Origin of the sequence: Hymenobacter lapidiphilus (genome assembly GCF_013377885.1) — a bacterium.
GTDB classification, from domain to species: Bacteria; Bacteroidota; Bacteroidia; order Cytophagales; family Hymenobacteraceae; genus Hymenobacter; species Hymenobacter lapidiphilus.
Map to the genome: position 1 here is coordinate 1 of NZ_JABKAU010000008.1, position 13,582 is coordinate 13,582.

12 protein-coding genes are annotated in these 13,582 nt (G+C 60.6%); 10 read left to right on the forward strand and 2 right to left on the reverse strand.

Features of this window, described 5'->3' with window-relative positions; all coding sequences use genetic code 11:
• The 6 genes from HW554_RS05715 to HW554_RS05740 all read left to right on the forward strand — a co-directional run.
• Positions 1 to 539, forward strand: a 539-nt coding sequence (locus HW554_RS05715; protein WP_176907625.1) for an outer membrane beta-barrel protein, incomplete at its 5' end; no start/stop codon positions are given.
• A 30-nt stretch (positions 540 to 569) separates the two neighbouring features.
• The gene (locus HW554_RS05720; RefSeq protein ID WP_176907626.1) at positions 570 to 1,661 is read left to right on the forward strand and encodes a sensor histidine kinase; all 1,092 of its coding nucleotides are present in this window, start codon (positions 570 to 572) and stop codon (positions 1,659 to 1,661) included.
• A gap of 18 nt (positions 1,662 to 1,679) precedes the next feature.
• Positions 1,680 to 2,480, forward strand: coding sequence for a LytR/AlgR family response regulator transcription factor (locus tag HW554_RS05725; RefSeq protein WP_176907627.1), 801 nt, complete (start codon positions 1,680 to 1,682; stop codon positions 2,478 to 2,480).
• 108 nt (positions 2,481 to 2,588) lie between these two features.
• Complete coding sequence (gene eno, locus HW554_RS05730; RefSeq protein ID WP_176907628.1) at positions 2,589 to 3,860, forward strand: phosphopyruvate hydratase; 1,272 nt, start codon at positions 2,589 to 2,591, stop codon at positions 3,858 to 3,860.
• A 191-nt stretch (positions 3,861 to 4,051) separates the two neighbouring features.
• Positions 4,052 to 4,366, forward strand: a complete 315-nt coding sequence (locus HW554_RS05735; protein ID WP_176907629.1) for an FtsB family cell division protein — start codon at positions 4,052 to 4,054, stop codon at positions 4,364 to 4,366.
• Between the two features lie 13 nt (positions 4,367 to 4,379).
• On the forward strand, positions 4,380 to 4,820 hold the full coding sequence (locus tag HW554_RS05740; RefSeq protein ID WP_176907630.1) for a hypothetical protein: 441 nt from the start codon (positions 4,380 to 4,382) through the stop codon (positions 4,818 to 4,820).
• Here the strand turns inward: HW554_RS05740 and HW554_RS05745 are convergent.
• A complete protein-coding gene (locus HW554_RS05745) occupies positions 4,817 to 6,028 on the reverse strand; it encodes an anhydro-N-acetylmuramic acid kinase (protein WP_176907631.1) in 1,212 nt (403 codons plus the stop codon). The two genes, HW554_RS05740 and HW554_RS05745, sit on opposite strands and share 4 nt — an antisense overlap.
• 158 nt (positions 6,029 to 6,186) lie before the next feature.
• Entirely contained in the window at positions 6,187 to 8,049 is a 1,863-nt protein-coding gene (gene hscA / locus HW554_RS05750) for a Fe-S protein assembly chaperone HscA (protein ID WP_176907632.1), read from the reverse strand.
• A gap of 513 nt (positions 8,050 to 8,562) precedes the next feature.
• Here hscA and HW554_RS05755 point away from each other — a divergent pair.
• The 4 genes from HW554_RS05755 (at position 8,563) to HW554_RS05770 (ending at position 13,542) form a co-directional block, all read left to right on the forward strand.
• Entirely contained in the window at positions 8,563 to 10,653 is a 2,091-nt protein-coding gene (locus HW554_RS05755; RefSeq protein WP_176907633.1) for a DUF4331 family protein, read from the forward strand.
• A 178-nt stretch (positions 10,654 to 10,831) separates the two neighbouring features.
• Entirely contained in the window at positions 10,832 to 12,157 is a 1,326-nt protein-coding gene (locus tag HW554_RS05760) for a tetratricopeptide repeat protein (protein WP_176907634.1), read from the forward strand.
• A gap of 174 nt (positions 12,158 to 12,331) precedes the next feature.
• Positions 12,332 to 13,000, forward strand: coding sequence for a HupE/UreJ family protein (locus HW554_RS05765; protein ID WP_176907635.1), 669 nt, complete (start codon positions 12,332 to 12,334; stop codon positions 12,998 to 13,000).
• Between the two features lie 155 nt (positions 13,001 to 13,155).
• Positions 13,156 to 13,542 carry a hypothetical protein gene (locus HW554_RS05770; protein ID WP_176907636.1) on the forward strand — a complete coding sequence of 129 codons (387 nt, stop codon included), beginning with the start codon at positions 13,156 to 13,158 and terminating at the stop codon, positions 13,540 to 13,542.
• Positions 13,543 to 13,582: the final 40 nt, after the last annotated feature.

Sequence of the window (13,582 nt, forward strand, 5' to 3'; positions counted from 1 at the left end):
CGACGACGGCCAACCTCGATAACCTGCGCAACTACAGCGCCACCCTGAACCTGCCGCTGACTTACCGTAAGCTGCTGACGGGCTATGCCGGCGTAACCGTGTTCTACAACGAGTACCAGAGCCAGTACCTGGGCAGCACCTACCGGGCGGGCCGCACGGCCGCTACGTTCTACGGCCAGGCCAACCTGCTACTGCCCCAAAATATCAAGCTGGAGGCTTCCGGTTACTACCAAACGGCCGGCGTAAATGGCCTGATCAACTTCCGGGGCTTTGGGGCCTTGAACCTGGGGCTGCAGAAGACGCTGTGGCAGGACCGCGCCACCTTGCGCCTGGGGGTGAACGACGTGCTGTTTTCGAACAAGCAGCGGGGCACGGTGCGCTACCAAGACCTGGATGTAGCCTTCCGGAGCTACGGCGAAAGCCGGCAGGTACGCTTGAGCCTAAGCTGGAAGCTGGGCAACCAGCAGCTAAAGGCAGCCCGCAAGCGCAGCACCGGCCTTGAAGAAGAGCGAGGCCGCGTAAAAACCGACAAAGAGTAGCATCTTTCCACTCCTTTAACCCCGGCCCGCATGTCGCCCATCTTCCCCCGACCCAGCCGCTCCGACCTGTTGCTGGTACTGGTGTACTGGCTGCTGGCCGCGCCTATTATCTTCTATAGCTACCTGCATGATTTTGGGCTGGCGCGGGCCGTGAGTGGTATTTTGTTCACGATTGGAATTGATACGCTGGCTGTATACGCGCTGGTATTCGGACTGCTGCCGCTGGCGCTGGCGCGCCGGAGCCCCTGGGTGGTACTGGGGGCGCTGGTAGTATTCGTGCTGCTCGATGCGCATTTGTACCTGCTGGGCTATGCCGCGCTGCTGTCCGACCGGCCTTTGCAATGGAGCGTCGCGGGGGTGTTGTGGTCTGTTATGCGCCATACGCAGAGCTACGGGATGCTGGGTATTCTGATGGCGGGCAAGCGGTACTTCGACGTACAGAAGCGGCTGCTGCAAACCCAGCAGGCCCAGACCCAGAGCGAGCTGCGCAACCTCAAAGCTCAGCTCGACCCGCACTTCCTGTTCAACAACCTCAATGTGCTGCGCGGCCTCATTCAGCAGGACCCCGCCGAGGCCAACGAATACCTAAACCGGTTCGCGGGGCTTTACCGGCTGCTGGTCAGGCACCAGAACGAGGACTTCGTGAGCGTGAGCGAGGAGCTGCGCTTCATAGAGGAATACGTTTACCTGCTGCGCCACCGCTTCGGGACGGCCTACGAGTTCCGGCTCGAGTTGCAGCCTGGCCCCGCCTGGGACCAGCGGCTGGTGGTGCCGGGTACGCTGCAGCAACTGCTCGAAAACGCCATCAAGCATAACGCCGGCAACGAAGACGATCCGCTGGTAATCGAAATTACAGCCACGGCGGATAGCCTGACGGTGCGCCACCCGCGCCGGCCCAAGCTGACGGCCGTCGACTCGACTGGGACCGGGCTGGCAAACCTGCGGGAGCGGTACCGGCTGCTGTTCGACCAGGAAATCAGGGTAGTGGACACGGCCGCCACATTTGCCGTGACGGTGCCCGTGCTGGCCCAGTCGCCGGCCAGGGTGCCCGCTGATGCGGGTTTTATGAACGTAGGGGCGGGGCTTGCCCCCCGCCCCTACGTTCTGAATAACTCATTGTAGTTTGCTTTTGCTGTTCGTATGCACATTCTGATTCTGGAAGATGAGGCGCTGGCCGCTCAACAAGTGGTGGCGTTTGCCATTCGGGCAGGGCTGAACGAAGGGGACCTGACGGTGCTGCGGAGTGTGGAAAAAGCTTTGGCCTGGCTGCAAACCAGTCCCATGCCGGATCTGATTTTGTCCGATATCGAGCTGCTCGATGGCAACGTATTCGCCCTTTACGAGCGGTTTCAGGTCACCTGCCCCATCATTTTCACCACAGCCTACGACCAGTTTCTACTGCCGGCCTTCCGGGGCAACGGCATTGCTTATCTGCTCAAGCCGTTTACCTACGAGCAGTTCGAGGAAGCCCTGACCAAATACCAGTTGCTGCGCCGCAACTTCGCCGCCCCAGCTCCGGCTCCCGCCCCGGCACCGCCGGCTGGTCTTAGTCCGGCGTTGGTGCAGGAGCTGAGTGCGGCCTTGCGCCAGGGAAGCCAGCCCCAGTACCGGCAGCGGCTGTCGGTGCGGGTGCGCAACGGCCTCTACGTCTTGCAAACCGATGACGTGGCCTACCTGCAGGCCGACGAGGGCGTAGTATTCGCCGTGGATAGAGCTGGTGCGCGCCACCCGCTTACCGGCACGCTCACGGAACTGGAGGCCCAGCTCGACCCGGCCCGGTTCGGGCGTCTTAACCGCTCGGAGCTGGTGAACGTGGCGTTTGTAGAGCGCGTGGAACCCTATTTCAACAACCGGCTGGTGGTAAAGCTGCGGGCGGGGTCCGCTTCGCTGATGACCAGTGCGGCCCAGACGCCCGAGTTCCGGCGCTGGCTGGAAGGGTAGGGACGGCCGGGAAAGGGGAGAAAGGTCGGGGATACTATTTACCTTGCGGGCCAGCGGCCGTAAAGCTGTTGGTTAACTCGTAATCCGTTTCATCAACCCCTTTCGCTCATGAGCATTATCACCGAAATCCACGCACGCCAGATTTTTGACTCGCGCGGCAATCCGACCGTGGAAGTGGACGTAACCACCGACAGTGGCACCGTAGGCCGCGCTGCCGTACCCAGCGGCGCCAGCACCGGTAAGCACGAAGCCGTGGAGCTGCGCGACAACGACAAGGCTATGTACATGGGCAAAGGTGTACTGCAGGCAGTGGAGAACGTGAATACCACCATTGCCGAGGAACTGGTGGGCTTTTCGGTGTTCGAGCAGGGCCTGCTCGACAAAATCATGCTGGAGCTCGACGGTACGCCCAATAAGGCCAACCTGGGTGCCAATGCTATTCTAGGCGTGTCGCTGGCTGTGGCCCGTGCCGCCGCTGCCGAGGTGGGCATGCCGCTGTACCGCTACGTGGGCGGCGTAAATGCCACCACGCTGCCCGTGCCGATGATGAATATCCTCAACGGGGGCTCGCACGCCGATAATAGCATCGACTTCCAGGAGTTCATGATTATGCCGGTGGGCGCTTCGAGCTTCTCGGAGGCGCTGCGCTGGGGTACCGAAATCTTCCATCACCTCAAGGAAGTGCTCAAGAAGCAGGGCTTCAGCACCAACGTGGGCGACGAGGGCGGCTTTGCTCCCAACATCAAGAGCAACGAAGACGCCATCAAGATTGTGCTGCAGGCCATCGAGAAGGCCGGCTACAAGCCCGGCGACGAGGTGATGATTGCCATGGACGCCGCTGCTTCGGAGTTCTATTCCGATGGCCATTACCACTTCAAGAAGAGCACCGGCGACAAGCTGACCTCGTCGGAGATGGTGAGCTACTGGACCGACTGGACCAAAAAGTACCCCATCATCAGCATCGAGGATGGCATGGACGAGGACGACTGGAGCGGCTGGAAGGACCTGACCAACAGCATCGGCAAAACCACTCAACTCGTGGGCGACGACCTGTTCGTGACCAATGTTGACCGCCTGCAGCGCGGTATCGATGAGCAGATTGCCAACTCCATCCTCATCAAGGTAAACCAGATTGGTACGCTCTCCGAAACGATTGACGCCATCAACCTGGGCCGTCGCCACGGCTACAAGAGCATCATGAGTCACCGCTCGGGCGAAACCGAGGACAATACCATTGCCGACCTAGCCGTGGCCCTCAACACCGGCCAGATCAAGACCGGCTCGGCTTCCCGTTCCGACCGGATGTCGAAATACAACCAGCTACTGCGCATCGAGGAAGAACTGGGCGAAATTGCCTACTTCCCCGGCCGCAAAATGTAATTCCGCTGACGTTTATGTTCTGTTGGCAGACGGTACCGCTCCTTTGGGGGCGGTACCGTTTTGGTTTTAGCGGGTAGGAAGGCCGGGAATGGCTGATTTGCCCTGATAGGGTAGTTGGTTGAAATAACGGATATTTGTCAGGCTGACGTCGGTATCTGTGGCGTTGGCGAAATCTGAACTACCTGTTAATTATGAGAGTTGGAGAGTTATTCGGCCGCATCCCCCGCTTTCTGCGCAACTTCTATTTCCTGACCGGGCTGGCGTTTCTGATCTGGATGTTTCTGTTTGATGCCAACGATTTGGTGCGGCAATACGACATGTACGCCAAGTGGCAGGAGCTGCAGGGCGACCGGGAATACTACCTGCGGGAGATTGACAAGGTGAAGAAGGACCGCGCCGAACTGCTGAGCAGCCCCGAACTGTTGGAGAAATTTGCCCGCGAGAAATACATTATGAAGCGACCGGGAGAGGACGTGTTCGTACTCGTGCCCCAAGAGGAGAACTAACCCAGCCCGGCTGATGCAAGCGCGAACCGGCGTTCTGACTGCGGCCCTGCTGACTGCGAGCCTGCTACTGGCCGCGCCGGGGCTGGCCCAGCAGCGCACGAACTCTCAGGTACAGGTGGCGCGGCAGTTCTGGCTGGCCGCTATAGGGCAAGAGTGGCGGCCGGCATACCGTTGGCTGACTCCCGCCGCCCGGGCTACCACAAGTCCGCAGCAATTCCGGCACTCTATCCGGCAACTGCGGGACCCGGTGCGCCGGTTTGGCCCGGTCATCGACCTCTATAAGCTGGGCTTTCGGCTGCGCGAAACGGCCGTACCCGAAACCTTCGTTACCTACAGCTTCCGCACCGACACGCTGGCTGCGCGCCCGCACTTCCAGCTGCACGTCAGCTTTCAGGACTCCGCAGCTCGCCAGGTGCAAAGCTTTCGGGTGGTGCAGCGCACCAGCTCACCCTAATCGGGTAGCGAGATTTTGCCCATCCGGATGGCTGGCACGCGCTGACGACCAGCCCCGATGCTGAAGGGCCGGCCGGCTACGGCCTCGTTGGCCAGCAGCGCGAACAGAATGGCCTCCTTGGCATCGGGCGGCACACCGAGGGCGGCGGTGCTGGCGAAATTGCAGGCGGGCAGGTGGCGTTGTAGCGCGGCCAGCAGTACGGGGTTGTGGGCGCCCCCGCCACTGGCGTACACGGCCAGGGCCGGCTGCTCGCCCAATGCCAGCTGTACTGCTCGCGCCACGCCGGTTGCGCTTAGCTCCACCAGCGTAGCCAGCAGGCCCTCGACTGGCAGGGCCTGCGTGCCGGTGCGGGCTTGGGCGGCGTGCAGGTATGCCAGGCCGAACAGCTCGGGGCCAGTAGTTTTGGGTAATGCCGCTGCAAAGAATGGGTGGTTGAGTAGTTCGGCCAGCAAATTTGGGTGCGCTGTGCTGGCGGCTGCCAACCTACCGTCCTCATCAAAAGACAGCTGCGGGAAGTGGGCGCGCACTACGGCGTCGAGCAGGGTATTGCCGGGGCCGGTATCGGTACTGAACGCGGCGCTGGCAGTCTGGGTGTTCTCGGAGTTGGTGGGGGGCAGGTAGGTGAAATTGGCAATGCCGCCCAGGTTGAGCAGCAAACGCTCCTCGGTAGGGCTACTGAGTAGCAGAAAGTCGCCGTAGGTGGCCAGCGGCGCGCCTTCGCCCCCGGCCGCTATGTGTTTCTGGCGGAAGTCGCCCACGGTGATGATGCCGGTGCCCACGGCCAGGTGGTCGGCGTCGCCGAGCTGCAGCGTGGCGTTCAGGCCGGGAAATTCGGGGTGCTGGTGCTGGTGGGCGGGGGCGTGGTACACCGTCTGGCCGTGGCTGGCCAGCAGGTCGACCTCGGCCGGAGCCACCTGCCACTCATACAGGCAGCCCAGCACCATGCGGGCGTGCTGCTGGCCTATCCACGGGTTGAGCAGCGTCAGGTATTCCAGGCTCACCTGTTCGCGGGCAAACACCTGCCGCACTCGCCGCCGGAACTCCTCCTCGTAAGGTACCGTGGCAAAATGCTCCAACTCCAGCCGCGTGGCCGTGCCGTGCCCGTGCAGGCGGCACAGGGCCACATCCAGCCCATCGAGCGAGGTGCCCGACATCAGCCCGATAATGCGGCGGCTGGGTTGCTGAGCAAGTTGGGCGAGACGGTGCATGCTTTTTGTGGTCGGTGAATAATAGAAGAACGTCATGCTGAGCGCAGCCGAAGCATCGCTACCGCTTCGTTGCAGTGGTAATCCGATGACAGATTTACCAATGCGGTAGAGATGCTTCGGCTGCGCTCAGCAGGACGTTCTTACCTGATTCCTAATCCCTACTCAATCTTCTTACCAGCCATGGCCTGGCTGATGCTGATGTTCATCACGCGCTCGGCGAAGGGGCGGGTGAGTTCTTCCAGCTCGTCTACGGCTTTCAGCATCACGTCCTTTTCCGGGGTTTGCAGGGCTGCTTTCAGTTTCGTTACGCCGGCCTTGGTCTGGGTGAGTTCCTCGGCGGTGAGGTGCTGGCCGTTTTTGGTTACGAACCGCTCCACCTGGTAGAGCATCTGCTCAGCTACGGTGCGGGCTTCGATAACCATGCGGGCCGCTACGTCTTCGCGGGCGTGCGTAAGCGAGTCCATCAGCATCTGCTCCACCTGCTCGTCGGTGAGGCCGTATTGGGGCTTGATTTCGACTTCCTGACGGGTGCCGGAACGCAGTTCGATGGCCTCGACTTTCAGGATGCCGTCGGCATTGAGAATGAAGTTGACATCGACCTTGGGCAGGCCGGCGGGCATGGCCGGGATGCCGCGCAGGTCGAACTCGGCCAGCTTGCGGTTTTCCTTCACCACGTCACGCTCGCCCTGATACACCGAAATTTTCAGGTTCACCTGCCCGTCCACGCTGGTCGTATACTGGCGGCCGGCCTTGGTCGGGATTTTGGAGTTGCGCGGGATAATCGGGTCCATCAGGCCGCCCAGGGTTTCGATGCCTAGTGTGAGCGGCGTTACGTCGAGCAGTAGCACGTCGCGACGGTTGCCGGCCAGAATGTCGGCCTGAATGGCCGCGCCCAGCGCCACCACTTCGTCGGGGTTGAGTGAGTTGTTGGCTTCCTGCCCGAAGAAGGCCGATACCGACTCGTGTACCAGCGGCACGCGGGTCGAGCCGCCCACCAGCAGCACGGCATCCAGCTGGTCGGCTGTCAGGCCCGCGTCTTTCAGGGCGCGCCGGCACGAGTCAATCGTGCGCTCCACCAGCGGGCGGGCCAGCTCGTCGAATTCCGAGCGGCTGAGGCGTATCACCACGTCGTTGCCGAGGTTGCCGGCAAAGTCGTCGTGCTGGCTCAGGTAGCGCTTGGCCGATTCGGCCAGCAGCCGCAGTTCCTGCTGCAGCGAGCCGTTGATGGCTAATTGGGCCGCCAGATCGTGCTGTCTGGTCCAGTGCTCGGCCACGGCGCGGTCGAGGTCGTCGCCGCCCAGGTAGGTGTCGCCGTTGGTGCTCAGGACCTCAAAAATGCCCTGATGCAGCTTCAGAATGCTCACATCGAAGGTGCCGCCGCCCAGATCGTACACGGCCACCGTCTTCTCTTCTTCGGGGTTCAGGCCGATGCCGTAGGCCAGGGCCGCCGCCGTAGGCTCGTTTACAATGCGCAGTACTTCCAAACCGGCCAGGCGGCCGGCGTCGCGGGTGGCTTGGCGCTGCGAGTCGTTGAAATAAGCCGGCACCGTAATGACGGCCTTGTTGACGGGTGTTTTGAGCGCGTGCTCGGCCCGTGTGCGCAACTCCTTCAGTATCTCGGCCGATAGGTCGATGGGCGAGTAGAACCGGTCGCCGACCCGGATTTTCACCATACCCTCCGAGTTATCGTCAATCACCTTGTAGCCCAGCGCGCCGGCGTGCTGGGTCAGGTCGTGGTAGCTTTTGCCCAACAGGCGCTTCACCGAGTAAATGGTGTTTTGCGGATCAGACAGCAGATACTCCTTGGCTTCGTTGCCTACCAGCGGCGACTCGCCGCCCTGCGGGAAGTGCACCACCGACGGCACGATGGTGCCCCGGCCCTGGTCGTTGATGGCCAGTGGCTGGCGGTTTTCGGGGTGAATGTAGGCAACCAGCGAGTTGGTGGTGCCCAGGTCGATACCCACGATAATTTCTTCCTGCTGAATACTGCCGGTAGAAAGGTTGATTGCAACTTTAGCCATAGGGAACAACGAGGCGGCGGGGCCGCACGGAAAGCAGGGAAACGGATCGGACTGGCTGCTATAACAGCTGCCCGATCGAAAGGGCCAAAATTACGCAACAAAAGTCCGGCCCGGCCGGGTAGCCCAAACCTCCCTCGATTACCACTGCTGCGTGCCAAGCGTCGGGTGTGCTTACCACATTGATAACAAATAGCAGAGTTGAGAGGATTGATAATCAGGCTGAATGAGCAGGGTTGCGGTTTCTTGTAAATAAATGGTACATAATTACGATTATTTAAATCCACTATCGGGCTGCGCCGCGTACGCTTTTTTGTGGTTCCTACCACTCGCCCACCGCGCTTAACCATTATCTGCCGAAGGCCGCTTAGCCAGCCGTGACGTTCCAATAGAGTACTGGTGGTATGGGTCATTTTCGACCCTGTTGCACTCGTCTTTCAGGTCTCCTTCGGGAGGTCTTATCTGCTGTTCCGGTCGCTGTGGCCGGTTCTTTTTTCATTTTTTATCCTTTTCATCATGCCCAAATTTCTTACTCGTCCTATTCTGCCTATCGCGCTGGCTGCCGCTACTGTGGCTGGCCTGATGGCCTGGACTGCCCAGCAGACTACCCTCGAAGCATCGAGCCACCGCGAGGCACCTCTTATTGCCGACGACCCGTTGGCCGACAACACCGATGTATATGCCTTCCGCGACCCCAACAACGCGGAAATGGTCAACCTTATCGCCAACTATGTGCCGTTGGAGTTGCCCCAGGGCGGCCCTAACTACAACACGTTTGGCGAGAATGTACGCTACGAAATCCACATTAAAAACGACGGCAGCAAGGCCAACGCCGACGACATCACCTACCGTTTCACCTTTAAGCGGGTAAACGAGGACCCCACCACGTTCTTCAACATCCGGCTGGGCAAGCAGAACCTGAAGGCCACGTACACCATGGAGCGCAGCGTAAACGGCGGCGCTTTCACAACCCTTAAAACCGATGGCGTGGTGCCGCCGCCCAACATTGGGCCGCGCTCCATTACCGGAGCCGCTGGCCTGGCCGCACCGAGCTACGAGAGCCTCTTCACGGGAGCAATCCAGACGGTGGATGGCGACATCAAAGTTTTCTGCGGACCCGTTGATGACCCGTTCTTCGTAGATCTGGGCGGTATTTTTGACTTAGGCGGCATCCGCACGGCTTCGGCCCGCGACGGCGTAGCCCGCAAGAACACCCACACTATCGCCCTGCAGATTCCGATTGCCAAGCTCCAGAAGGATGGCAAGACAGGCGCGCAGGCTGCCAACATTCTCGACGGTGACTACATCATCGGCGTATGGGCCTCGGCCAGCCGCCAGTCTATCCGCACCATTAACACCACCGATGGCACGCAGGCCCACAGTGGCAACTGGGTACAGGTTTCGCGTTTGGGCATGCCGCTGACCAACGAGGTGATTCAGCCCATTGGCTCGAAGGACCGTTGGAACTACGACACCCCTTACACCGAGCAGGCCAGCACCGAAGACTACCTCTCGAACCCCGAACTGGGCCTGTACATGGCCGAGGGCGCAGGCTACTTCGGAACGGCAGTACCCGGTTTCAACCAGCTGCGCATTCAGCGCAACTCGCTGGGCCAGTTTGACTTTGCCAACGGCAAAAACGGTGTTTCGGCGCTGCTCAACGCGGCTCCTGCCGATGTTGCCGGCACGGCTTTCGCCAAAGTGGCCAACGGTGGCTTCGCCGAATACCTGCTGCGCCCGGGCAAGCCCCGCTCGGTGGATATTCTGCCTATTTTCCATACGGGTGTGCCCAACCTGCCGCCTTACCAGCTGGCTAACATAAAGCCTGCCGGTCAGCCACTGGCTGCTGGTAAGCCGTTCGTCAACAACTTCATGCCGCTCATCGACAATGTGGGTGCTCCGGCTGGTGTAGGTGGCGACATGCTGCGCCTGAACATGGCCGTACCAACGACGCCCCGTAACTCGGCTGATTTCAGCTCGGAGGGCCTGTTGGCTGCTGCTGTGTTGGGCCTGACCGATGCCCGTTTTAACACGACCAATACCCTGCAAGCCATCCCAAACATGGACGGCTTCCCGAATGGTCGTCGTTTAGAGGATGACATTACCCGCATTGAGCTGCAGGCCGTGGGCGGTATCGTGCTGGCGGCCATTGGCCTGCCCTACGAGGCTGGCTCGCCCGGCTTGGCCGGCGCTCTGGCTTTCCGCACGGGCATCGAGGCAAATGATACCACGTTCCGCGCGGGCTTCCCTTACATGCAGTTGCCGTGGGCCGGTACCAAGGCTCAGAACACGGTTACTTCGCAACTCGGCGCAGCTGGTTTCAGCCTGAAGCCGGAGATTGTAGCCGCCGCGCAGAACTATCCGAACCCGTTCAATGAGGTTACCAAAATAACCTACGAGGTAGCCACCAAAACCCCGCTGACGATGTTCGTGAGCGACCTGACGGGCCGCCGTGTGGCCACGTTGATGGATGGCAAAAACCACAAAGTAGGGAAGTTTGAACTCGACTGGAAGCCCGGCCCCGAAGTGGCCGCCGGCACCTACGTGCTAACCATTGCCACGGGCAAAACCGTGTTGCAATCGATGAAGCTGGTGCATAACCAGTAAGTCGGTTTGACGCTGGCCGGCGCGGGTAGTACCCGTGCCGGCCAGCTGCTGACGGATAGCCGGGCCCTGGGTGAGTCTGCCTATCTTACTGGCTGCCGACGGGGGAGCCGGCCACCAGGCCGGTTCCCTTTGCGGCTGTTAGCCACTCCCTAATCACTGGAATATATACGCCGAATACGTGAGAAAATACCTCTACCCATCCCTTATCCTGTTGTTTCTGGCCCTGGGGGTAACCATTTACCTGACCCGCACGCCCGACCCCGTACCGCAACTGCGGGCGCGGCGCGGCGACTTAGCGGCTGGCGGAGAATGGGTGAACACCAAAGCGGCCATTGAAGGACTGTTAGCCAACCTGCGGGCCAAACCCGACGACACAAAATCGAAAGTACTGCTGGCCCAGGCTTACATGCAGGAAGCCCGCGTGACCGGCGACCATCCGTACTACGACACGGCCGCCATGCAGCTGCTGAACGAAGTGCTGCGCGACGAGCCCGAGAACTTTGAGGCCCTGTGCTGCAAAGCCTCGTTGAGCCTGACCCAGCACCATTTCTCGGAAGGGCTGGCCATTGCCGAAAAAGCCGTTGCCCTGAACCCGAACAATGCCTTTGTATACGGCTTGCTCTGCGACGCCAACGTGGAGCTGGGCCGCTATGAGGAGGCCATTAAAATGGCCGATAAGATGAATGCCGTGCGCCCCGATTTGCGCTCCTATTCGCGGGTTTCGTACCTACGTGAAATCCACGGCGACCTGCCGGGAGCTATTGAAGCCATGCAAATGGCCGTGCAGGCTGGCTACGCCGGCCTGGAGCAAACCGAGTGGGCCCGCATTACGCTGGGCCACCTCTACGAAACCACCGGCGACCTGACCAATGCCGAGCAGGCGTATCGGATGGCGCTGACGGCCCGCCCGTATTACGCCTACGCGCTGGCCGGACTGGGCCGCGTTGAGCAGGCCCGTAGCAATTACCCCGAAGCCATCAAGTACCTGGAGCAGGCCCGTAATACGGTGAAAGACTACACTTTTGCCGAAGAACTGGCCACCCTTTATCAGCTTAACAACCAACCCGCCGAGGCTCGCAAAATGAAAGCCGAAGCCATCGGGATGCTTGCTTCGGACGCCAACGCTGCCGACGAGAACGAGGACCTGGGCCACTACGCCGACCGGGAGCTGGCCTACGCCTACCTCGAAACCGGGGAGTTGGATAAAGCCCTCGAACACGCCAAAATTGAATACGACCGACGACCGGATAACATCGACGTGAACGAAACCCTGGCTTGGGTTTCGTACAAGCGCGGTGAATATCCGGCCGCCGCTACTTATATGAAAGCGGCCCGCCGCACCAACTCCCGTAGCCCGGTGCTGCTGTGCCGCGCCGGCCTGATTGCCTCCAAAAATGGCAACCCCACCGAAGGACAGGCTCTCATCAAACAGGCGCTGGCCATCAACCCCTACCTCAGCCTCGACCTTGCCGAGGAAGGCCGCCAGCTACTGGCCACCCGGTAGGGGTAAAGTGGACTGCTAAGCTAGGACAGTGTCATGCTGAGCGCAGCGGAGCGGAGTCGAAGCATCTCTACCGCAATGGTAACCCCCTACTAATCAACGAAGCAATAGAGATGATTCAACTCCGCTGCGCTCAGCATGACTGGTGCTCCTCTAATCCCTAATTTCTAACCTTCCATGCGCGCCACTCGCCTCGTTCGCTTACTGCCACTTCTTGCTGCGCTGCTGCTGTTGCTGCCGGGGCTGGCCGACGCGCATGTGCTGGATGAGGATCTGAGTAAACTTTCGCGTACCGATATTTTCTTCACCTACCTAAAGCTCGGCTACACGCACATTCTGCCGCTGGGTATCGACCATGTGCTGTTCGTGCTGTGTTTGTACCTGCTGGAACCGCGCCTCAAGCCGGTGCTCTGGCAGGCTACGGCCTTCACGGTGGCCCACTCCATTACGCTGGGGCTGGCCATGTACGGCGTGGTGTCGCCACCGGCCAGCCTGATTGAGCCCCTGATTGCGCTGTCGATTCTATTTGTGGCCATCGAGAACATCGTGGTCGAGCACCTGAATCCGTGGCGTATTGTGGTGGTGTTTGGGTTTGGGCTGCTACACGGACTGGGCTTTGCCGGGGCTCTCACCGGCTTGGGTCTACCGCCTAATATGTTTGTGGAGTCGTTGGTGGCTTTCAATATTGGAGTGGAATTGGGGCAGGTTTCGGTAATTGTTCTGGCTTGGCTGCTGATTGGCCGCTGGGCCGCCGACAAGCCCTGGTATAAGCGCCGGATACTGGTGCCCGCGTCGGTAGTTATTGCTCTCATGGCCGCCTACTGGACCTTTGAACGGCTGAGTTAGCGGGATTAGAGATAAAAGATGATAATGAAACGTCATTCAGAGCGAAGCGAAGAATCTCGCTCGAACTCGTTGACCAGTCGCCGCAACATCATCACGCGAGATTCTTCGCTTCGCTCTGAATGACGTTCCTTACTAACAACTAAGCCCCAACCCGAATGCTCCGCCATCTGCTCCTGCTGCTGCTTTTGCTGCCCTACCTGGGAGGCATCGGTGCGGGCCTGGTGGGGCGGCCTGAGCCGGCGGGGCCTACTGCCGCGCACCCTTACGTGCACAACGAGGCCTGCCAGCACAAAAACTACCTGCGCCTTGACTGCTTCGATACCTGCAACGGCAACCAGTCGGCCGTAGAGGCGCAGACCGAGCGCACGACGCCGGCCCAGTTGCTGGCGTCGGCCAAGAGCATCGACCTGCATTGCCTGCCCGAAGTGCCCTGCCTGCAAGCGGCCCAGTTTCGGCAGCTTGTCGGATACCAGCGGGCCGCCGCGCCGGCCATAATAGTCGGAAACCGGCCGATTCCGGAACAGCCGCCCCGTCGCGGATAAGTGGATGCGTCTCCCCAGCACAGGGAGGCGGGCCTGTGCC